The organism is Bosea sp. 29B, from assembly GCF_902506165.1.
Lineage (GTDB): Bacteria > Pseudomonadota > Alphaproteobacteria > Rhizobiales > Beijerinckiaceae > Allobosea.
The window spans coordinates 4,132,359-4,151,654 of the sequence record NZ_LR733817.1; the positions used below are offsets into that span (position 1 = coordinate 4,132,359).

At 68.0% G+C, this 19,296-nt stretch carries 21 protein-coding genes; 16 read left to right on the top strand and 5 right to left on the bottom strand.

Translation table 11 applies throughout. The annotated features are described in order from the left end of the window. Nucleotides 1-74: 74 nt before the first annotated feature. The 12 genes from GV161_RS20040 to GV161_RS20095 all read left to right on the top strand — a co-directional run bounded on the left by GV161_RS20040 (nucleotide 75) and on the right by GV161_RS20095 (nucleotide 11,488). On the top strand, nucleotides 75-572 hold the full coding sequence (locus tag GV161_RS20040) for a tripartite tricarboxylate transporter TctB family protein (RefSeq protein WP_152017341.1): 498 nt from the start codon (nucleotides 75-77) through the stop codon (nucleotides 570-572). Further along, complete coding sequence (locus GV161_RS20045) at nucleotides 569-2,071, top strand: tripartite tricarboxylate transporter permease (protein ID WP_152017342.1); 1,503 nt, start codon at nucleotides 569-571, stop codon at nucleotides 2,069-2,071. The genes GV161_RS20040 and GV161_RS20045 overlap by 4 nt, the downstream gene beginning before the upstream one ends. Before the next feature lie 28 nt (nucleotides 2,072-2,099). Then, entirely contained in the window at nucleotides 2,100-3,083 is a 984-nt protein-coding gene (locus GV161_RS20050) for a tripartite tricarboxylate transporter substrate binding protein (protein WP_152017343.1), read from the top strand. A gap of 44 nt (nucleotides 3,084-3,127) precedes the next feature. After that, nucleotides 3,128-4,111, top strand: a complete 984-nt coding sequence (locus GV161_RS20055; protein ID WP_159650304.1) for a tripartite tricarboxylate transporter substrate binding protein — start codon at nucleotides 3,128-3,130, stop codon at nucleotides 4,109-4,111. Nucleotides 4,112-4,197: 86 nt separating this feature from the next. Beyond that, entirely contained in the window at nucleotides 4,198-5,196 is a 999-nt protein-coding gene (dusA, locus tag GV161_RS20060; protein WP_152017345.1) for a tRNA dihydrouridine(20/20a) synthase DusA, read from the top strand. Between the two features lie 5 nt (nucleotides 5,197-5,201). Further along, nucleotides 5,202-5,654 carry a PaaI family thioesterase gene (locus tag GV161_RS20065; RefSeq protein ID WP_152017346.1) on the top strand — a complete coding sequence of 151 codons (453 nt, stop codon included), beginning with the start codon at nucleotides 5,202-5,204 and terminating at the stop codon, nucleotides 5,652-5,654. Nucleotides 5,655-5,875: 221 nt separating this feature from the next. Then, nucleotides 5,876-7,780, top strand: coding sequence for a hypothetical protein (locus tag GV161_RS20070; RefSeq protein ID WP_152017347.1), 1,905 nt, complete (start codon nucleotides 5,876-5,878; stop codon nucleotides 7,778-7,780). A gap of 111 nt (nucleotides 7,781-7,891) precedes the next feature. Further along, on the top strand, nucleotides 7,892-8,866 hold the full coding sequence (locus GV161_RS20075) for a TAXI family TRAP transporter solute-binding subunit (protein ID WP_244624282.1): 975 nt from the start codon (nucleotides 7,892-7,894) through the stop codon (nucleotides 8,864-8,866). After that, entirely contained in the window at nucleotides 8,863-9,492 is a 630-nt protein-coding gene (locus tag GV161_RS20080) for a hypothetical protein (RefSeq protein WP_152017349.1), read from the top strand. Before GV161_RS20075 ends, GV161_RS20080 begins: the two co-directional genes overlap by 4 nt. A 26-nt stretch (nucleotides 9,493-9,518) precedes the next feature. Then, a complete protein-coding gene (locus GV161_RS20085; protein WP_152017350.1) occupies nucleotides 9,519-10,022 on the top strand; it encodes a hypothetical protein in 504 nt (167 codons plus the stop codon). A 154-nt stretch (nucleotides 10,023-10,176) separates the two neighbouring features. Further along, complete coding sequence (locus GV161_RS20090) at nucleotides 10,177-11,010, top strand: sulfite exporter TauE/SafE family protein (protein WP_152017552.1); 834 nt, start codon at nucleotides 10,177-10,179, stop codon at nucleotides 11,008-11,010. A 10-nt stretch (nucleotides 11,011-11,020) separates the two neighbouring features. After that, nucleotides 11,021-11,488 (top strand): GNAT family N-acetyltransferase, encoded by a 468-nt coding sequence (locus GV161_RS20095; RefSeq protein ID WP_152017351.1) that lies wholly within the window; start codon nucleotides 11,021-11,023, stop codon nucleotides 11,486-11,488. Here GV161_RS20095 and GV161_RS20100 read toward each other — a convergent pair. Together GV161_RS20100 and GV161_RS20105 are read right to left on the bottom strand one after the other, a co-directional pair. Beyond that, on the bottom strand, nucleotides 11,445-11,645 hold the full coding sequence (locus GV161_RS20100) for a DUF1289 domain-containing protein (RefSeq protein ID WP_152017352.1): 201 nt from the start codon (nucleotides 11,643-11,645) through the stop codon (nucleotides 11,445-11,447). The genes GV161_RS20095 and GV161_RS20100 overlap by 44 nt on opposite strands. After that, entirely contained in the window at nucleotides 11,642-12,490 is an 849-nt protein-coding gene (locus GV161_RS20105) for an adenosylcobinamide-GDP ribazoletransferase (RefSeq protein ID WP_152017353.1), read from the bottom strand. Before GV161_RS20105 ends, GV161_RS20100 begins: the two co-directional genes overlap by 4 nt. A gap of 107 nt (nucleotides 12,491-12,597) precedes the next feature. Here GV161_RS20105 and cobT point away from each other — a divergent pair, with 107 nt between their 5' ends. Then, nucleotides 12,598-13,629, top strand: coding sequence for a nicotinate-nucleotide--dimethylbenzimidazole phosphoribosyltransferase (gene cobT, locus GV161_RS20110; protein ID WP_152017354.1), 1,032 nt, complete (start codon nucleotides 12,598-12,600; stop codon nucleotides 13,627-13,629). A 46-nt stretch (nucleotides 13,630-13,675) separates the two neighbouring features. Here cobT and GV161_RS20115 read toward each other — a convergent pair whose 3' ends face one another. Further along, complete coding sequence (locus GV161_RS20115; protein WP_152017355.1) at nucleotides 13,676-14,380, bottom strand: glutathione S-transferase family protein; 705 nt, start codon at nucleotides 14,378-14,380, stop codon at nucleotides 13,676-13,678. 109 nt (nucleotides 14,381-14,489) lie between these two features. Here GV161_RS20115 and GV161_RS20120 point away from each other — a divergent pair, with 109 nt between their 5' ends. After that, nucleotides 14,490-14,825, top strand: coding sequence for a helix-turn-helix domain-containing protein (locus tag GV161_RS20120; protein WP_152017356.1), 336 nt, complete (start codon nucleotides 14,490-14,492; stop codon nucleotides 14,823-14,825). Nucleotides 14,826-14,864: 39 nt separating this feature from the next. Here the strand turns inward: GV161_RS20120 and GV161_RS20125 are convergent, their stop codons facing one another. After that, a complete protein-coding gene (locus tag GV161_RS20125; RefSeq protein ID WP_152017357.1) occupies nucleotides 14,865-15,839 on the bottom strand; it encodes a tripartite tricarboxylate transporter substrate binding protein in 975 nt (324 codons plus the stop codon). Nucleotides 15,840-15,921: 82 nt separating this feature from the next. Between GV161_RS20125 and GV161_RS20130 the strand changes: the two genes are divergently transcribed. Beyond that, nucleotides 15,922-16,584 (top strand): GntR family transcriptional regulator, encoded by a 663-nt coding sequence (locus GV161_RS20130; protein WP_152017358.1) that lies wholly within the window; start codon nucleotides 15,922-15,924, stop codon nucleotides 16,582-16,584. Beyond that, nucleotides 16,581-17,705 carry an enolase C-terminal domain-like protein gene (locus GV161_RS20135; protein ID WP_152017359.1) on the top strand — a complete coding sequence of 375 codons (1,125 nt, stop codon included), beginning with the start codon at nucleotides 16,581-16,583 and terminating at the stop codon, nucleotides 17,703-17,705. The genes GV161_RS20130 and GV161_RS20135 overlap by 4 nt, the downstream gene beginning before the upstream one ends. 3 nt (nucleotides 17,706-17,708) lie before the next feature. Here GV161_RS20135 and GV161_RS20140 read toward each other — a convergent pair whose 3' ends face one another. Beyond that, nucleotides 17,709-19,229 (bottom strand): HAMP domain-containing sensor histidine kinase, encoded by a 1,521-nt coding sequence (locus tag GV161_RS20140; protein WP_152017360.1) that lies wholly within the window; start codon nucleotides 19,227-19,229, stop codon nucleotides 17,709-17,711. Between the last annotated feature and the right edge of the window lie 67 nt (nucleotides 19,230-19,296).

Here is a 19,296-nt window from a genome sequence, read left to right on the forward strand (position 1 = left end):
AGAAATTCATATACAAATGAAAAACGCGGCGCCCGGCTCTGATCCGGAGGCGCCTGTCGCACCGGGGAGGGGCGATGGACCCGCTGAACGACAGCCAGGGCAGGGCCGTTGCAACCTCGCCCGAGCCGGCTCCGGCATCGGGCGCGAGCGACGTGCTCCTCGGCCTGCTCTTTGCCGCGATCGGCGCGGCCGCCCTCTATATCGGCCGCGACTATGTCTTCGGCACGAGCCTGCGCATGGGGCCGGGCTTCCTGCCGCGGATCGTCGCCGGCGGCCTCGTCCTGCTCGGGCTCGCGCTCGTCCTCCGCGGCATCCTCGCAGGCGGCTGGACGCTGCCCGTGATCGGCTGGCGGCCGATCGTCCTGATCTCGCTCGCCGTGATCGTCTTCGCCGCGACGATCGACCGGCTCGGCCTCTTCGTCGCGAGCCTTTTGAGCGTGGCGATCGGCGCCGGCGCGGCACAGGAGATCCGCTGGAAGGAACTGCCCTTTGTGGCGCTCGGGCTCGCCACTTTCTGCACCATCCTGTTCGGCTATCTCCTGAAGATCTCGATGCCGGTGTGGCCGCAATGAGCGAGATCTTCCAATCGCTGGCGCTGGGTTTCAGCGTCGCGGCTTCCCTGAGCAATCTCTGGTACTGCTTCCTCGGCGCGCTGATCGGCACGCTGATCGGCGTCCTGCCCGGCATCGGCCCGATCGCGACCATGGCGATGCTGCTGCCGCTGACCTATTACCTGCAGCCGACGGAAGCATTGATCATGCTCGCCGGCATCTATTACGGCGCGCAATATGGCGGTTCGACCACGGCGGTGCTGATGCGCCTGCCGGGCGAATCCTCCTCCGTCGTCACCTGCCTCGACGGCTATGCCATGGCGCGCAAGGGCCGCGCCGGCACTGCGCTCGCGACGGCGGCGCTCGCCTCGTTCTTCGCCGGTACCGTCGTCACGCTGCTGATCGCGGTCGCCAGCCCTGCCTTGACCGAGCTCGCGCAGAAATTCGGTCCGGCCGAGTATTTCTCGCTGATGGCGCTCGGCCTCGTCGCCGCCGTCGTCTTCGCGCAGGGCTCGCCGCTGCGCGCGGTCGGCGCGATCCTCCTCGGCCTGCTGCTCGGCCTGATCGGCGCCGACGTCAATACTGGCTTCGACCGCTTCACCTTCGACCGGCCGGAATTGCGCGACGGCATTGGCGTCGTCGTCGTCTCGATGGGCCTCTTCGGCATCGCCGAGATCATGCTCAACCTCTCCGGCGGGCCGGAAGACCAGGGCGAGCGCACCAAACTGTCGCGGCTCTGGCTGACGAAGGAGGACTTCCGCGCGGCCTGGCCGGCGACCCTGCGCGGCACCGGGATTGGCGCGCTGCTCGGCATCCTGCCCGGCGGCGGCGCCATGCTCGGCTCCTTCGCCTCCTATGCGGTCGAGAAGCGGATCTCGAACACGCCGGAGCGCTTCGGCGAGGGCGCGATCGAGGGCGTGGCCGGGCCGGAAGCGGCCAATAATGCCGGTGCGCAATCCTCCTTCATCCCGATGCTGGCGCTCGGCATCCCCGGCAATTCGGTGATGGCGATGATGGCCGGCGCCATGCTGATCCACGGCATCGCGCCGAGCCCCAATCTCGCTTCGACGCAGCCCCAGCTGTTCTGGGGGCTGATCGCCAGCATGTGGTTCGGCAACCTGATGCTGCTCGTCATCAACCTGCCGCTGATCGGGCTGTGGGTGAAGCTGCTCGCCGCGCCCTATCGCATGCTGTTCCCGGCGATCCTGCTGTTCTGCTGCATCGGCATCTACACGGTGAACAACAGCGCCTTCGAGGTCGGTCTCGTCGCTTTGTTCGGCCTGCTCGGCGTGGTGCTGGCCAAGCTCGAATGCCCGCTGGCGCCCCTCGTGCTCGCCTTCATCCTCGGGCCGATGATGGAGGAGAACCTGCGCCGCGCCATGCTGCTCTCGCGCGGCGATCCGGCGATCTTTCTGTCGCGGCCGATCAGCCTGGGATTGCTGATCGCCTGCGCGCTGGTGGTCGCCTTGCTGCTGATGCCGAATTTCCGCCGGGCCCGCGAGGCGGCGACGGAAGCCTGAGTTTTTGCTTAAGAAGGGGAGGACGACGATGATGACACCCAGCAGGCGCAGCGCGCTCGGCCTCATCGCCGCCGCCTCCCTCATGGCCCTGCCGCAGGTCGCGATGGCTCAGGCCTACCCGACCAAGCCGGTGAAGATCATCGTGCCCTTCGCTGCCGGCGGGCGGGCCGATGCGTTGGCGCGCATGCTGGCGCAGGGCCTGCAGGAGCAGATGGGCCAGCCCTTCGTGGTCGAGAACCGTGGCGGCGCCAGCGGCAGCCTCGGCTCCGACCTCGTCGCGAAGGCGGCGCCCGACGGCTACACCCTGCTGCTCGCCTCGACCGGCACGCAAGCGATCCTGCCGAAGATCAGCGCCAAGCTGCCGTATGATGCCGATCGCGACTTCACGCCGATCGCGCTGATGGTCGAGAGCTTCAGCTTCATCGGCGTGCACCCCGGCGTGAAGGCGAACAATCTGAAGGAATTCGTCGACCTCGCCCGCGCCAGGCCGGGCGAGTTCAACTATGCCAGCTCCGGGGTCGGCACCTACAACCACTTCGCCGGCGAGTTCTTCAACATCGCCGCCGGCTCGAAGATCACCCATATCGCCTATCGCGGCAGCGGCCCCTCGGTGAACGATCTCGTCGCCGGCCATGTCCAGATGATGATCGGCGGCGAGTTCGTCGAGGTCGCGCAGGCCGGCAAGGTCCGCATCCTCGCGACGACCAATCCGCAGCGCTGGCCCGGCCTGCCCGATATCCCGACCATGAAGGAAGCGGGCCTTGCCGAATTTTCGGCGCCGCCGCTCTGGTTCGGCCTGCTTGGGCCGGGCGGCATGCCGCGCGAGCTCGTCGAGAAGCTCAACCAGGCCGCCAACAAGGCGATGAGCGAGCCCAGGACCGTCGAGCGCGTCAAGGGGGCGGCGAGCATCGTGCGCACCGAGAGCGCAGATGCCTTCGGCAGCCTGATCAAGGCCGAGCAGAAGGCTTTTGGCGACGTCGCCCGGCAGACCAACATGAAGTTCGAGGAATGACCGGGCGGACGATCCGGCAACTCGGCACGGCAAGGGAGGAAGCGATGCTCAAGGGAAAACTCACGCGCCGCATGGCGCTGCTGCTCGCTGCTGCGGGAGTGCTCGGAGCGGGCGCGATCGAGGCAGCGGCACAGGCCTATCCGGCCAAGCCGGTGAAGATCATCGTGCCGTTCGCACCGGGCGGGCGCGTCGAGGGCATCGCCCGCCTGCTCGCCAACAGCATGAGCATCGATCTCGGTCAGCCTTTCGTCGTCGAGAGCCGCGCTGGCGCCGGCGGTGCGATCGGCTCCGATTTCGTCGCCAAGGCGGCGCCTGACGGATACACGCTGCTGCTCGTCTCGGCCGGTACCCACGCCATCCTGCCCAATGTCGACAAGAAGCTGCCCTATGACTCGGTGAAGGATTTCACGGCGATCGCCAATCTCGTCGAAGGCTTCACCTTCCTCGGCGCGCATCCCTCCGTCGAGGCCAAGACGGTTGCCGAGCTTGTCGCCCTGGCCAAGGCCAAGCCCGGCACGATCGGTTTCGCCAGCTCCGGCATCGGCACCTACGGCCATTTCGCCGGCGAGCTGCTCAAGATCTCTTCCGGCGCCGACCTGATGCATGTGCCCTATCGCGGCAGCGGCCCCGCGCTGAACGACATCGCCGCCGGCCATGTCCCGCTGATGATGGCGGGCGAGCTGGTCGAGCTCGCCAAGGCCGGCAAGGTCCGCATCATCGCGACGACCAATGAGCGGCGCTGGTTCGAACTGCCTGATGTCCCGACGATGAAGGAGAGCGGCTTCCCGCAATTCACCGCGCATTCCTGGATCGGGCTCGCAGGGCCCGCCGGCATGAACCCCGAGATCGTCGCCAGGCTCAACGCCGCCGCGGGCAAGGCGCTGGCCGATCCGAAGGCGCAGGAGCAGCTCAAGACGCTCGGCGTCCTGCCGAATTTCTCCGGGCCGGCCGAGTTCGCCGCGCGCATCGCCGCCGACCGGGCCGTCTATGCCGAGATCGTCGCGAAGGCGAACCTCACATTCCAGTAAAGCGCCGGCGCACTATATGGAGGGCAGGAAATCTGCTAGGGCGCTGCGCTCGCCGGCAGGTTTCCGGCAACGCCAGACCATAGATGATGACCGCAGCAGACCATCGTTTCTCCGTCGCACCTATGATGGACTGGACAGATCGGCATTGCCGGATCGTCCATCGCCTGATGTCGCGCCGCGCCCGGCTCTATACCGAGATGGTGACGGCGCAGGCGGTGGTGCGCGGCGACCGGCAGCGGCTGATCGGCTTCGACGACGTCGAGCACCCGGTCGCACTCCAGCTCGGCGGCAATGATCCGGCGCTGCTCGCCGAGGCGGCGAAGATCGGCGCCGATTTCGGCTATGACGAGATCAACCTCAACTGCGGCTGCCCCTCCGACCGTGTCCAGGGCGGGGCTTTCGGTGCCTGCCTGATGCGCGAGCCGGCGCTGGTCGGCGATTGCGTCGCGGCGATGAAGGCAGCCGTCTCCATTCCGGTCACTGTGAAATGCCGCATCGGCGTCGATGACCAGGATCCGGAAGCCGCGCTCGATGCGCTGACCGCTTCCGTACGCGCGGCGGGTGTCGATGCGCTCGTGGTCCATGCCCGCAAGGCCTGGCTGCAGGGGCTTTCGCCCAAGGAGAACCGCGAGATCCCGCCGCTCGATTATGAGCGCGCCTACCGGCTCAAAGCGGCCAATCCCGATCTGATCGTCTCGCTCAATGGCGGCATCAGGCACCCCGAGGAATGGCTGCCGCATCTCGCCCATCTCGATGGCGTGATGCTCGGCCGCGAGGCCTACCAGAACCCCGAGGTGTTGCTCGCGGTCGATCCGCTGCTCTTCGGCGAGGATGCCCCGGTCCCGGACGCCTTCGCGATGCTGGAAGCGCTCGAGCCCCATATCGCTGCTCATCTCGAACGGGGCGGGCGCCTGCACGCTTTCACCCGCCATCTCGTCGGGCTGTTCCCCGGCCGGCGCGGCTCGCGCCTGTTCCGCCGCCACCTCTCCGAGCATTGCGTCGCCGCGGGGGCGGGTCTCGCCGAATTGCGCGCTGCGATCGCTCATGCCGAGCGGGAAGTCCCGCTGGCGATCGCCGCAGAGTGACCTCGATGGCTGACCAGACGATCGATCCCGCCCTCGTCGCCCGCATCGAGACGAGCTTCGCCAAGCAGGCGATGATGACGACGCTCGGTGCCCGGCTCGCGCGCGTCGCGCCCGGCGAGGTCGAGATCGCCATGCCGGCGTCGCCGCATCTCTCCCAGCAGCACGGCTTCGTCCATGCCGGCGCGGTCGCGACCATCGCCGACAGCGCCGCCGGCTATGCCGGCCTCACCACCATGCCGGCCGGGAACGGCATCCTCACCGCCGAGTTCAAGATCAATCTGCTGGCGCCCGCGACAGGCGACGAGCTCATCGCGAAGGGCAGGGTGATCAAGGCCGGCCGCACCTTGACGCTCGCCATGGCCGAGGTTTTCGCGGTGACGGACGGCAAGCCCAAGCTCTGTGCCATGCTGACGGCGACACTGATGGCGATCGTGGCGCGCGAGGGCGTGAGCGACTAGCGACCTGGCCGTTCTCGGCAGAGTACTCCGTCCGGGCAATCTCCTGCCCCTTTGCCCGTCTTCTGGACCTGTCTGATCTGAGGTCAGTTCGATCGCGGCGAGGGTGTGGTCGACACTCTCGCAGGCGTCTTCGCATAGACGCCGGGATTCGCATCGGCCGGAACGAAGTTGCTCGTGCCCGGTACGCCAGGGCCATGCGCCGACCAAGAGGCGTCAGCCACATGCGCGACGCGATCGAAAGCGCATCGGGAAATGGGAAGGCCGTCGTCGCCAGGGACGACGCGGGCCTGACAATCGATACCGCTCACTGGACGCTGACGGGTGCGCCGCCCGCTGGGCAGGACCGTAGCAAGACCCCCGATATCCGGCAGGGCATGCCGGCGAAACCCGGTCCGTCCGGCCAAGCGCCGCTGCGGCGCCGGTTCATCCCCTTGGCATGCGGGGTCGCGGCCGCGGTCCTGCTTCTCCTTGTCCCGCGCAACGCGGATCGACCGGAGTCCGGTCAGCTGCGGGAGCGCATGCCAGTCGCCCTGCCGTCCGGCGAGGCCGCGAACATCGCCGCCATGTCGCGGGAGCTCGCCGAGGCCCGAGGCGCCATCGCTGCCCTGAAAGCGCAGTTGCAGGGCGACGCCAGCAGGAACGAACAGTCCTTGCGGCAGGAGCAGGACAAGGCGGCGGCCCAGGCGCAGGAAGCCACGGCTGCGCGGCAGGAATTGGTGGCAGCGGCGGCTCAGCATCGCCAGGCGCTCGATGGCGAGCGTGCGCAGCGTGCCGTATTGGCCGATCAGCTGTCGGCCTCGCAGCGCGAATTGCAGGCGCAGACGGCACAGCTGCGCAGCGCAAGCGACGACATTGAACAGCTCAAGCAACTCGCGACAGCAACGAGTTCCCAGTCGCTGGAGCAGGAGCGGCAGAAGGCGGCCGCTCTGGCGCAGGAACTGTCAGCTGCGCAGCGCGACAGCGCCACGCAGGCAGCGCAGCTGCGCAAGGTCGGCGAGGAGTCGGCCCAGCTCAGGCAGGCGGAGGCGGCGAAAGCGGCGCAGGCGCTTGAGCAGGAGCGGCAGAAGGCCGCCGCCCTCGCGCAGGAGCTGTCGGCCGCGCAGCGCGAGGCGGCGACGCAGGCGGCGCAATTGCGCAAGGCAGGCGAGGAAGCCGGGCAGCTCAGGCAGGCTGACACCGCAAGGGGCGCGCAATCGCTGGAGCAGGAGCGGCAGAAGGCAGCTGCCATCGCCCAGGCTGCAGCCGCACGGCAGGCGTTGACCACGGCTGCGGCGCAACATCGCCAAGCCCTCGACGACGAACGTGGGCAGCGTGCCGCATTGGCGGCTGAACTGGCGGCAGTGCGGCGTGAGAACGAGGTGCAGGCGGCGCAATTGCGCAAGTCTGGCGAGGAAGCCGGCCAGTTCCGGCAGGCGGAGGCAGCGAGGGCTGCGCAAGGGCTCGAACTCGAGCGGCAGAAGGTGGCCGCCATGGCGCAAGTCACGGCGCTGCGACAGGAGCAGGCTGCCGCGACCGCGCAATATCGCCAGACCATCGAGCAGGAGCGCGCACAACGGGCGGCACTGGCCGGTGAGTTGTCCGCCGCGCAGCGCGAGGTCGAAACCCAGCTGGCGCAGCTGCAAAGCGCACGCGGGGAATCGGAAAAGCTCAGGCAAGCGAGCGAGGGCACGATCGCGGAGCTGCGTCAGGCCCTCCAGCAGGAACGGGACCGGGCCGCGACCGCTACGGAGGAACTGGCGTCACTGCGCGCTGCGGCTGCGCAGTCCGCGTCCGCATCCAGGGAAACTCCCAAGCCTGCGCAAGCGGTCCCTGTCGGCGCGCCGCTGCCGCAAATGGCCGCGGAAGCTCGAAACAGCCCCGAGGCGATGCGGCTGATCGTCAGGGCAAGCGCGCTGCTCGCTCAAGGTGACATCGGCTCCGCCCGGGCCGTGCTCGAACGCGCAGCCGACATGGGCAGCGCCCGGGCGAGCTTCATGCTCGCGGAGACCTACGATCCCCGCATCCTGTCCGCCTGGGGCACCTATGGCACGCGCGGCGAGATCGCCAGGGCGCGCGAGCTTTATGTGCGGGCGCAGGTCGGGGGCATTCAGGAGGCCAAGGATCGTGTCGACGCGTTGCCGCGCTAGCGCTCGACGTCGGCCGCCGGATTACGGGTGCGTTTCAGAGGAGAGTGCGGGATGAAGATGCTTTCAGGACGGTGCTTGCTCCTGTTGGCTGGGCTCGCGGCGCTTATTCCGATGCTTGCATCGCCCGGCCTGGAGGCTCAGACGCCGCAGGCGAGCACCGCCCCGCCGCGACGCATGGTCCGGCCGGCCGCGACGGAGCAGGACAAGGCCAATGCCTGGACGGTCGGTCTCGCAGCGGGACTGCTGGAGGGCGCGCCCCTTCGCCTGGGCGCCGAGATGGCCCGCGTCGTCGACGACGGGCAGAACCTGCACGTGCTGCCGATCGTCACCCGTGGCGCCACCGAGAACCTGAACTCGCTGCTCTATCTGCGCGGCATCGACACGGCGATCATCAACTCCGATGCGCTGGAGGAGTACAAGGCCCAGCTCCCGCAGATCCGCCGCAAGATCACCTATGTGCTCAATCTCTTCCCCTCGGAGCTGCATGTCTTCGTGCGGCCCGAGATCCAGAGCCTGCAGGATCTCGCCGGCAAGAAGGTGAACTTCAACACGCTCGGCACCGCCGCTGCCTATTCGGGGCCGCTGATCTTCAGCCGTCTCGGCATCAATGCCGAGAACACCTTCATCCCGCATCAGGTCGCGCTCGAACAGATGCGCAAGGGCGAGATGGCGGGCGTGGTCTTCATCACCTCGAAGCCGGTCGATGCCTTCGTCCGCGGACGCTTCGAACCCGGCTTCAAGTTCCTTCCGGTGGCCTATGACAGCAAGTTCGAGGACTATTACCTGCCGGCGGTGCTGGAGGCCGGCGAATATCCCGGGCTGATCAAGGCGGGCGAGCGGGTCTCGACGATCGCGGTGCCGACTGCGCTGGTCGCGTTCAACTGGGCGCCCCAGACCAACCGCTACGAGCGCGTCGCACGCTTCGTCGACACCCTGTTCAGCCGTGTCGAGAAGCTGCAGGCGCCAGGCTTCGACCCGAAATGGAAGTCGATCAATCTCGCCGCGACCGTTCCCGGCCTCGACCGCTTCCCGGCAGCGCAGGACTGGCTGGATCGCAAGGCGCAGACGCAACGTGCGAGCCAATGAAGCTGATCATGCTCTCCGTCGTCTTCGAGATCGCGAGCCGGATCGCCTTCGCGCAGGGCGTGCCCGATCCGATGGCGCAGCTTCGCGCCTGCTCGCTGCTGGATCCGGCGGAGCGGCCTGCCTGCCTGAACAAGCTGCCGCAGCCCGTGACAGTGCCCCGCCGCCCGCCTGGCGATGCCGATGGCTGGATCGTCAGCGAGACCACGTCTCCGGTCGACTACACGCCGATCGTCACCGCCACCACCTTCGCTGAAGGCGATGCCAACGGCGCACTGAAGCAGCTTTCCATTCATTGCCGCGGTGGCCGGACCGAATTGGTCCTTGGTGGGCCGGCTACGTCCGAGAGCGGCGCCGACTCCGTTCTGTCCTATCGCGTCGATGACAGCCAGCCTGTGCAGGTCGCGGCGGGGCGGCCGACCTATGGGACCGGCGTCGCCTTCAGGGGCGATGTCGTCGGCCTGCTGCTGTCGCTCCCCAATCAGGGCGGCATCGCGATCCGCCTCGGCACGCGCGCGGGCGCTGTCTATGACGCGCATTTCAACCTCGTCGGCCTGAAAGCCGCGCGGGACAGGGTCGCCGCAGCCTGCAAATGGCCGCGCACCCTTGCCAGACCACGTAGCAAATAGTCCTCGAACCATGGGTGGATGCGATGATGATCAGGTTCAAAGATGCTCTCGGCATGGCCTTGCTGGCCGGCCTGGCTCTCGCCGTCTCCGCCCCGCCTGCGACAGCGCAGGCCACGAAACAGAGCGCCGTACAGGCTCCGAAGCCGCCCGTGCCCGACAGGAAGCCGCACCGGCTCATCCTGCAGGTGAACACCAACGACCCTGCGATGATGAATCTCGCGCTCAACAACGCGACCAATGTGGCGCAGTACTATCAGGAGCTCGGCGAGAAGGTGGAAATCGAGGTCGTCACCTTCGGCCCCGGCCTGCACATGCTGCGCGACGATACCTCGCCGGTGAAGGCGCGGATCTCAACGATCGCTCTGAGCACGCCGGCCATCTCCTTCAAGGCCTGCGGCAACACCCAGGGCAATATGAGCAAGGCCGAGAACAAGCAGATCGCTCTGATCCCCGAGGCGACAGTGGTGAAGTCCGGCGTCGTCCGGGTCATGGAGCTGCAGGAGAAGGGCTGGACCTACGTCAAGCCGTGATCGGCCGTTGTTTCAGGCCGCATCGCGATCGCTCTGCCGCGACGCTGCACCAATAGTGCAGTCGCCTCGGCGCATGCCTGCCTTGCCGCCTGAACCTTGCCCTTTCCGGCCAAAAGCCTAAGAGCAGCCCGACCTGTCCTGGCTCGGGTGCATGATGATCGCCGGCATTCCTCTGAACGACCTGATCTTCCTCGCGGTTTCGCTGATCGCGGCGGGCGCCGTCACCGGCCTGCTCGCCGGCCTGTTCGGTGTCGGCGGCGGCGCCGTCATCGTGCCGGTGCTCTACGAGGTCTTCCGGGTGATCGGCGTGCCCGAGGAAGTCCGCATGCCGCTCGTCGTCGGCACCTCGCTCGCCGTGATCATCCCGACCTCGATCCGCTCCTACCGCGCACATCTTGCCAAGGGACTGGTTGACACCTCGATCATCAAGATCTGGGCGGTGCCGGTCGTGCTCGGCGTGCTCGGCGGCAGCTTCATCGCGCGCTATGCCCCGCCGGACGTGTTCAAGGCGGTCTTCGTCGCGGTCGCCTTCGCCAGCGCCATGCGCCTGCTCTTCGCTTCGGACCGCTGGAAGCTCGGCGACGACATGCCCGGGCCGTTCCTGATGCGGATCTACGGCGTCATCATCGGCATCCTGTCGGCGCTGATGGGCATTGGCGGCGGCCAGCTCTCCAGCCTGTTCATGACCTTCTACGGCCGGCCGATCCACCAGGCGGTCGCGACTTCCTCGGGCCTGGGCGTGCTGATCTCGATCCCCGGCGCGCTCGGCTACATCTATGCCGGCTGGCCGAAGATGGACATCCTGCCGCCGCTCTCGCTCGGCTATGTCTCCTTCATCGGCTTCCTGCTGTTCATCCCGACATCGATCTGGACGGCGCCGATCGGCGCGCGGCTGGCGCACCGGCTGTCGAAGCGCCGGCTGGAGGTCGCCTTCGGCATCTTCCTGCTGGTGGTCTGCGCCCGCTTCTTCTGGTCGCTGATCGCCTGAGGCGTACGCCATGCTTCGCGTACGCCCCTGCGAGGAGGCCGACCATCCCGCGCTCGCCGGCGTAATGGCTGAGATGCAAGCGCATTACCACGTGCTCTGTCCGCCCGATGCCGAGATCCGCGCCGGGCTGGCGAACCGACCGGCGGGCACCGAATTGCTCGTTAGCGAGCATGACGGCGCAATCGTCGGCTTCGCCGCCTTCTCGGCGATTTATCCGGGCCCCGGCCTAAGGCCCGGCTGCTTTCTCAAGGAAATCTATGTCGCCGAAGCCGCGCGCGGTCTCGGTGCCGGCAAGGCGCTGCTCGCCGAACTGGCGCGGCTTGCGCTCGAACGCGGCCTTGGCCGCATCGACTGGACGGCGGCACGCGACGATGAGCGTCTGCTGCGCTTCTATGAGAGCCTCGGCGCGAAGCAGCACCCGGAAAAGGTCTTCTTCAGGCTGACCGGCGAGGGGCTTGCCCGTCTTGCTGAGCGCTGAGCCGCTCCTCCAGCGTCGCCATGATGGCGAGCCGCTCGGCCTCGCTGAACCGCGACCATTGCGCGATCTCCTGCAGGGTCCGGCCGCAGCCCTGGCAGAGCTTGCTCGCCGGATCGATCACGCAGATCTTGATGCAGGGGCTCGAGATCGTGCTCATCGCCCGCCCCAGCCGATGACGATGGCGAGGCCGAGATAGATCGCGATCTCGCCGAGCTGCTGGGCCGCGCCGAGGATGTCGCCGGTCTGCCCGCCGATCAGGCGGATCGCGGTGCGCGATAGCCAGAAGGCCGCCAGCGCCGACAGCGCCAGTCCGAGCACGATGCCGGCGAGGGGGAGGGCGCCCGCGACAATGAAGAGCAGGGCGAAGATGCCCGACAGCCCGTAGGCGATCGGCAGCACCGACCGTTCGGGCTGTCCGACAGAGGCGGAAGCGCCATCGCGCCGGGTTGGTTCGACGGTAGCGAGGATGCGGATGCCTTCGACGCGCGACCAGGGCGCAGCGACGAGCACGGCCGCCGAAACCGCCCATGCCCCGGCGCCTTGCAGGATCGCCGCGAGTGCGCTCACCCGCAGCAGCAGCGACAGGCCGAGCGCCAGCGCCCCGAAGGTGCCGACGCGGCTGTCCTTCATGATCTCCAGCCGCCGCTCCGGCGTATGTCCGCCGAACAGCCCGTCGGCCGAGTCGGCGAGCCCGTCCTCGTGGAAGGCGCCGGTGGTCACGACGAGGGCGGTCACAGCGAGGGCCGCCGTCAGCAGCGCGTTCACGCCGGCAAGCCCAGCGAGCAGCGCGATCAATGTCGCCGGAGCTGCGATCGCCAGTGCCGCGAAGGGCAGGGCTCGCGGCACCAGCCGGAAATCCGGCAGCGCATGTGCGGTCTCACCCGGGAGCGCCGGTACAGGCAGGCGCGAATAGAAGCGGATGCAGGTCGCGGTCGCGATCAGCCAGCCCGGCCAGGCGGGCGTCGGTGCCTGCGTCGCATCATCGCCGTCGGTTTGCGCCACGCTGTCCTCGGATTGTCTTCGTCCGCTCCAGCCTATAGCAGCAGCGGCTGCGCGGCGGCGATCTCGCGCTGCCCGATTCCTCAGGTTTTCAAGATCGGCTTCCTCAGATGTCTGCGATGCCCGCCTCCGGCCTGCCTTTCGACGATATCCGCAACCTCATCGCCAACATGCCCGGCCCCGACATGGCGGCGGCCAACATCGTCCGCGCCCGCGACAAGGAACTGACCAAGCCGGCCGGCAGCCTCGGGCGGCTGGAGGAGATCGCTGAATGGCTCGCCGCCTGGCAGGGCAAGGCGCCGCCGCGGGTCGACCGGCCACTGGTCTGTGTCTTCGCCGGCAATCACGGCGTTGTCGCCCAGGGCGTCTCGGCGTTTCCCCAGAGCGTGACGCGGCAGATGCTGGAGAACTTCGCCGCCGGCGGCGCCGCGATCAACCAGATCTGTGCCGCCTATGACCTCGGCTTCAAGGTCTTCGACCTCGCGCTCGACCTGCCGACCGGGGATTTCACGCAGGAGGACGCGCTCGATGAGCGCGCCTGCGTCGCCACCATGGCTTTCGGCATGGAGGCGCTCGCCGGCGGCGCCGATCTCCTCGCGCTCGGCGAGATGGGCATCGGCAACACCACCTCGGCCGCCGCGATCTTCGCCGCGCTCTATGGCGGTGGTGCGGCCCAATGGTGCGGCCGCGGCACCGGCGTCGACGAGGACGGGCTGAAGCGCAAGATCGCCGCAGTCGAGGCCGGGCTGAAGCGCCACGCCAGCCATTTGAACGATCCGCTCGAAGTGCTGCGCCGCTTCGGTGGCCGCGAGATGGCGGCGATCTGCGGCGCGATCCTCGCTGCCCGTCTGCAGCGCATCCCGGTGATCCTCGACGGCTATGTCGTGACCGCCGCCGCCGCGATCCTGCACGCGCTCGATTCCTCGGCGCTCGACCACTGCATCGCCGGCCATCTCTCGGCGGAGGGCGCCCATGCGCAGGCGCTGGTCAAGCTCGGCAAGCAGCCGCTGCTCGCGCTCGACATGCGCCTGGGCGAGGGGACGGGCGCCGCACTCGCCGCCGGCCTCGTCAAGGCCGCGGCCGGCGTCCATTCCGGCATGGCGACCTTCGCGCAGGCACAGGTCTCGCAGAAGGGCGAGTAGTCCAAAAAAGACGCGCCGGACATTCGCCCGGCGCGTCCTTCGTTCGTCAGGCGCCGTAGCGCTCGATCACCTCGGCCAGCGGCACATGGCCCTTGAAGGCGCCCTTGCCGGCCGGCGTCTCGCCGTTTTCCAGTGCGGTCGCGAACATCACCGCCGGATCGCTCTCGACCCGCCGGCGCAGGGCCTGCAGCTTCGGCCAGCGCGAGATGTCGGCGATCTCATGGTATTCGAGCCAGCGCGCCACGCCGGCGAGCAGGCCGTCGGCGAGACTGTGCTTGTCGCCGGCCAGCCAGCGGCTGCCGTCGAGCATCTCTTCCAGCCTGTCGTGGCGCTCGATCACTCGCTCGCGGCCGAAGCGGCGCAGCGCCGCCTCGAAATCGGGATCGGGCTCGGGCAGTTCCAGCGCGGCCCAGAGAGGGCTGAATGCCCCGGTGAAGCCGGTGTTGAGGAAGCCCATCAGCTGGTGCATCCGCTCGGCTTGCGGCGAGAGCGGATCGAAGCTGATCCGCCGCTCCTCGTCGCGCGCTTCGAGATAGGCGGCGATCGCCATGGTCTCGGTGAGTAGGTGGCCCTGATCGGTGATCAGAACGGGCGTTTCGACGCGCTGGTTGAGCCGCTTGTAGGGCGGATCGCGCATCTCGCCGAGCATGTCGACACGGCTGAGCTTATAGGGCTGGCCAAGCCATTCCAGAGCCGCGACCAGGCCCATCGAGGTGCCGGACGGGTAGCCATAAACGAGGATCGGTTCCATCTTGCGTTTTCCATCTGGGTGGGGAAACGCTGCGCAGCGGGGTGGAACCTAGTTACTCGCCGCCCCATGTAAATTACGCACTTTTCTGTAACCAGGCGCGGAACGGATCATGAAGGACGTCGTGTCCGACTGTTCGATCGAGAGCGTCATGCGGGTGCTGAGTGGCCGCTGGCCGACCTTGCTGCTCTATTATCTGAAAGACGGAAGCAAGCGCTTCAGCGAGCTCAAGCGCGACAATCCAACGGTCTCGCACCGCATGCTCGCGCTTGAACTGCGCAAGCTGGAGGCAGCCGGCATCGTCCGGCGCATCGACCATGACGGCTATCCGCGCCGGGTCGATTACGAACTGACCGCCGCGGGCCTGCGCCTCGTGCCGCTGATCGATGCACTCGGCGATTGGTGGGAAGAGGCTGAGCGGGGCGAGGCGCTGCTGCAGGTCGCTTAGGTCGCTACACGGCCCTCCGGAGGAGCGCCGGGCGCCCGCTCACTTCGGGTCGAGCGAGATCTTGGCCGCCGTCGCGACCTCTTTCCAGCGCGCGATGTCGGCGGCGAGAAAGGTCCGGAACTCGGCCGGCGTGTTGCAGACGACGTCGCCGCCCAGCACGGCGAGCTTCTTCTGGATCTCCTGGTCGGCGCAGGCCTTGACCACTTCGGCGTGCAGTCTGGTCACGATCTCGGCGGGCACACCGGCCGGCACCAGCAAGCCGAACCAGGCCACCGTCTCATAGCCGGGAAAGCCGCTTTCTTCGACGGTCGGCACCTCCGGCAGCGCGGCGGCGCGCTTGCGCGTGGTCACGGCGAGCGGTGTGACCTGTCCGGCCTGCGCCAGCCCGATCGCTGGCGGCAGGTTGACCGCCATGAACTCGATCTGGCCGGAGACGAGGTCGTTCAGCGCCGGGCCCGAGCCGCGATAGGGCACATGCGTCGCCTCGATGCCGGTCAGCACCTTGAGATATTCCGAGTTCATATGCGCCGAGGAGCCGTTGCCGCCCGAGGCGAAGCTGAGCTTGCCCGGGTTGGCCTTGGCATAGGCGACGAGCTCGGCCAGCGACTTCACCGGCAGCTTCTTGCTGGCGAGGAAGATGTTCGGCGCGCGGTAGACCAGCGAGACGGGCGCGAAGTCGCGCATGGCGTCGTAGGGCACGTCCTTGTAGGTCGCCGGGATGATGCCGTGCGAGCCGGCATTGCCCATGATCAGCGTGTAGCCGTCGGGTGCCGCCTTGGCCGCCGCCGCCGAGCCGACCACGCCGCCGGCGCCCATCCGGTTCTCGACGACGACGGGCTGCCCGAGCGCCGCCTGCAGCTTCTCGCCGATCAGCCGGGCGGCGATGTCGGAGCCGTCGCCGGGCGCGCTCGGCACGATCAGCGTCACCTGCCGCTCCGGCCAGGGGCCGGCCTGCGCCGCAAGCAGGCCGAAACCGAGCAAGGCGCCCGCGAACGACGCAACGAACTTCCGCATACCTGCCTCCCAGATTATCTGATCAAAATTAGCGTGGTCGCGCCTTGACATAGAGCGATATACGGCATTTTTGATCAAATCAATGGATGCAACTCCGTCACTCTCCGACTCCGTCAAGGACCTGATCCGTGCCGATATCCTGGCAGGCAGGCTCGATTTCGGCGCGCGCCTGCGCATCGACGAGCTGGCGACGCGCTATGGTGCGAGCCATATGCCCGTGCGCGAGGCGTTGCGCAGTCTGGTCGGGGAGGGGCTGGTCGCAGCAGTCGCCAACAAGGGCGCCCGCGTCGTCACGGTCGATGCCGAACATATCCGTCATCTCTTCACCATCCGCATCGCCGTCGAGGTCGCGCTGGCGCGGCAGGCCGCTTTGGCGATCGACCGGGCCGGGCTGGCCGAGGTCGCGGCGCTGGAGCAGGAACGGCTTGCAGCGGTCGCGGGTGGCGATTTCGCCGGTGGAGTTGCCATCAATCAACGCTTCCACCGCCGGATCTATGAGGCTGCCGGCAATGCCGAGGGGCTCGTCCTGCTCGACCGGCACTGGCTGCTGCTGGCGGCGATCTGGTCGCGCTATGGCTATCGGCCGGAACGGCTCGGCGGCGTCGCCAGCGATCACGATCACATCCAGCGAGCGTTGGCCGAGCGTGATGCTGACGCCTGCGGCGTGATGACTGCGGCCCATGTCACCAAGACGCGCCAAGACATGCTGGCGCAGCTCGAAGGTCACCAGGGGAGGGTGCGGTGACGGTAGTCGATCGCATCGAGTGCGCGCGGCTGCGGGTCCTGCGCATCACCGACAAGACGCGCTGGGTCTTCCTCGAGCTCGCCTTCGCCTCCGGCGTGAGGGGACTCGGCGAGGCCAGCCTGAACGGACGCGAGCGGCTGCTCGTCGACATGGCGCTGGAGCACCTGCCGGCTTGGCTCGCCGGCGGGCTCTTGCCGGACTTCGACCGCCCGGTGCCGTTGCCGCTCGCGGCGGTCGCGACCGCCTTCGACGTCGCCCGCCGCGATGCCGGGGCCCGTCGCGAGGGCAAGCCGCTGGCGGCTGCGCTCGGGGCGCCGGCCCAGGCCCGCATCCCACTCTACGCGAACATCAACCGGCGCACGCGCGATCGAACGCCCTCAGGCCATGCTGCCAGCGCCAACGACGCATTCGCTGCCGGATTTTCGGCAGTGAAGATCGCTCCCTTCGATGACGTCACGCCCGCTCTGTCCGACGATGTCGAAGGGCGGGCCGCGCTGCAGCGAGGGCTTGACCGGATCGGTGCGGTCCGTGCGGTCTTGGGGAGTGAGCGCCGCCTGCTGGTCGATTGCCATTGGCGCTTCGCGCCAGACCTGGCCCAGCGGCTTGTCGAAGCGGTGCGCGAGCACGATCTCCACTGGCTCGAATGCCCTGTCGCCGAGACGCCGGCCAACCTGGCCTTGCTCGGGCAGGTGCGGCGCAAGCTCAACGCCTCCGGCACGCTGCTGGCCGGGCTGGAGGAGTTCTCCGGTGCGCCCGCCTTCCTCGCCTTCGCCGACGTCTATGACGTGATGATGCCGGACATGAAATATGTCGGCGGCGTCGGCGAGATGCTGCGCACCGGCCAGGCGCTCGCCGAGCGCGGCGTCGCGGTCTCACCACATAATCCGACCGGTCCCGTCTGCCATGCCGCAAGCCTGCATCTCAGTGCGGCGCTGCCGGGGTTCAGCATGCTCGAGGTCCAGTTCGACGAGACGCCGCTGTTCTTCGACCTTGTGCAGCCGCGCCTGCCGGGTTTTTCCGGCGGAGCTTCGGATCTGCCGGCTGGAGCCGGGCTGGGGCTCGATCTCGACGAGGAGCGGGCGAAGCCGCTCTGCATCCTCGATCTCACATTGCGATCATAGGCGTTACGCCGCCGAGCGCTCGTTCGGCTCCGGCAGGGCCGGCAGCGTGTCCATCACGCGCTCGGCCGGCAGGGTGATCGTGACTTCCGTGCCGGCGCGCGGGCTCGACTTGATGCGGAAGCCGCCGCCATGCAGGTCGACCAGCCCCTTGACGATCGGCAACCCCAGGCCCGAGCCCTGCTCGGCGGTCTTGATCGCAAGGGAGCCACGCCCGAAGGTCTGCATGACCACCGGGATCTCGTCCTCGGGAATGCCCGGCCCGGTATCGGTGATGCTGACATATTGCCCGCCGGTCGCGGTCCAGCCGACCTTGATCGAGATCTCGCCGCCCTGCGGGGTGAACTTGATCGCATTCGCGATGATGTTGAGCACGGCCTGGCGGATCGCGCGCTCATCGGCCCAGATCCGCGGCAGATCGGGCTCTGTCGCCTGGCGAATCGTCTGGCTCTTGGCCTTGGCGCGCAGGTTGAGCATGTGCGCAGCATCGTCCGCGATGGCGGCGAGGCTGATCGCCTCCTCGCTGAGCTCATACTTGCCGGCTTCGATGCGCGAGAGGTCGAGGATCTCGTTGATCAGCGTCAGCAGGTGCTGGCCCGAGGAATGGATGTCGCCGGAATACTCCTTGTAGGAGGCATTGGTGTGCGGGCCGAACACCTCGTTCTTCATCACCTCGGAGAAGCCGAGGATGGCGTTGAGCGGGGTGCGCAGTTCGTGGCTCATCGTCGCCAGGAAGCGCGACTTGGCGAGGTTGGCCTCCTCCGCCTTGCGCCTGGCCTCGTCGGAATTGGCCTTGGCGGTTTCGAGCTCAGCGATCAGCGCATCCTTCTCGGCCCGGAACTCGATGGTCTCGACCGAGGTCGAATAGAGCCGGTTGGTCAGGAAGATGAAGAAGAGCTGTGCGCAGACCGCCATCAGCAGCATGGTGACGCTGTCGATGTCGGTGCGGCCGCTGAAGGACAGGATGATCGCGCCGACGATCGGCGCGAGGCCGAAATAGACCGCGATCGGGATCGTCGCGGCGAGCGTGACCGTGAGCGCGCTGACGATCAGCAGCGCCGTCATCAGGAAGAAGCGGGCGCCGGGTGCCTCGATGCCGACGAAAAGGCCAGCCAGCAGGGCCCAGGACAGGCCGTGCAGCAGTTCGGCCGTGGGCAGGAGCTTGCGCCAGAAGCTGACGCGGGCGGCTGCGGAAGGCTCGGCCAGGAAGCGCCGGCACAACACGGCGGCGAAGGCTGTGGTCAGCACCACCAGGCAGAGCCAGCCCGAGACCGCATAGAACGGCACCCAGACGCAGGCGGCCGCCGCGACCAGCAAGGCAAGCAGCAGCGTGCCGGCCGAGCCGTTCAGCCGATACTGCGCGAAGACGCGGATCAGTTCGTAGTCGAAGGCGCGCTGCAGCCCGGTCGACGAAGTCAGCTTCTCGCGTGCCGACCGCACCTCGCGGTTGATCAGCTTGCGGCGCGCCAGCACGGTCGGATCGGGTCCGCGACCGCGCTGCACCTGTTCGGCTGTCAGTTCCGGCATGGCTCGAAGGCAAAGGTTCCCGACCGGCGGCACAACCGTCGCACCCCGGCTCGCCATGATTGGCGAG

What these genes read in the sequence shown, in the direction of transcription:
- GV161_RS20045 (WP_152017342.1), top strand. Translation starts at nt 569, where the DNA reads ATGAGCGAGATCTTCCAATCGCTGGCGCTGGGTTTCAGCGTCGCGGCT.
- GV161_RS20050 (WP_152017343.1), top strand. Translation starts at nt 2,100, where the DNA reads ATGATGACACCCAGCAGGCGCAGCGCGCTCGGCCTCATCGCCGCCGCC.
- GV161_RS20125 (WP_152017357.1), bottom strand. Translation starts at nt 15,839, where the DNA reads ATGCGGAAGTTCGTTGCGTCGTTCGCGGGCGCCTTGCTCGGTTTCGGC.
- GV161_RS20095 (WP_152017351.1), top strand. Translation starts at nt 11,021, where the DNA reads ATGCTTCGCGTACGCCCCTGCGAGGAGGCCGACCATCCCGCGCTCGCC.
- dusA (WP_152017345.1), top strand. Translation starts at nt 4,198, where the DNA reads ATGACCGCAGCAGACCATCGTTTCTCCGTCGCACCTATGATGGACTGG.
- GV161_RS20080 (WP_152017349.1), top strand. Translation starts at nt 8,863, where the DNA reads ATGAAGCTGATCATGCTCTCCGTCGTCTTCGAGATCGCGAGCCGGATC.
- GV161_RS20075 (WP_244624282.1), top strand. Translation starts at nt 7,892, where the DNA reads ATGCTTGCATCGCCCGGCCTGGAGGCTCAGACGCCGCAGGCGAGCACC.
- GV161_RS20100 (WP_152017352.1), bottom strand. Translation starts at nt 11,645, where the DNA reads ATGAGCACGATCTCGAGCCCCTGCATCAAGATCTGCGTGATCGATCCG.
- GV161_RS20130 (WP_152017358.1), top strand. Translation starts at nt 15,922, where the DNA reads ATGGATGCAACTCCGTCACTCTCCGACTCCGTCAAGGACCTGATCCGT.
- cobT (WP_152017354.1), top strand. Translation starts at nt 12,598, where the DNA reads ATGTCTGCGATGCCCGCCTCCGGCCTGCCTTTCGACGATATCCGCAAC.
- GV161_RS20065 (WP_152017346.1), top strand. Translation starts at nt 5,202, where the DNA reads ATGGCTGACCAGACGATCGATCCCGCCCTCGTCGCCCGCATCGAGACG.
- GV161_RS20085 (WP_152017350.1), top strand. Translation starts at nt 9,519, where the DNA reads ATGATCAGGTTCAAAGATGCTCTCGGCATGGCCTTGCTGGCCGGCCTG.
- GV161_RS20070 (WP_152017347.1), top strand. Translation starts at nt 5,876, where the DNA reads ATGCGCGACGCGATCGAAAGCGCATCGGGAAATGGGAAGGCCGTCGTC.
- GV161_RS20055 (WP_159650304.1), top strand. Translation starts at nt 3,128, where the DNA reads ATGCTCAAGGGAAAACTCACGCGCCGCATGGCGCTGCTGCTCGCTGCT.
- GV161_RS20120 (WP_152017356.1), top strand. Translation starts at nt 14,490, where the DNA reads ATGAAGGACGTCGTGTCCGACTGTTCGATCGAGAGCGTCATGCGGGTG.
- GV161_RS20090 (WP_152017552.1), top strand. Translation starts at nt 10,177, where the DNA reads ATGATCGCCGGCATTCCTCTGAACGACCTGATCTTCCTCGCGGTTTCG.
- GV161_RS20115 (WP_152017355.1), bottom strand. Translation starts at nt 14,380, where the DNA reads ATGGAACCGATCCTCGTTTATGGCTACCCGTCCGGCACCTCGATGGGC.
- GV161_RS20040 (WP_152017341.1), top strand. Translation starts at nt 75, where the DNA reads ATGGACCCGCTGAACGACAGCCAGGGCAGGGCCGTTGCAACCTCGCCC.
- GV161_RS20140 (WP_152017360.1), bottom strand. Translation starts at nt 19,229, where the DNA reads ATGCCGGAACTGACAGCCGAACAGGTGCAGCGCGGTCGCGGACCCGAT.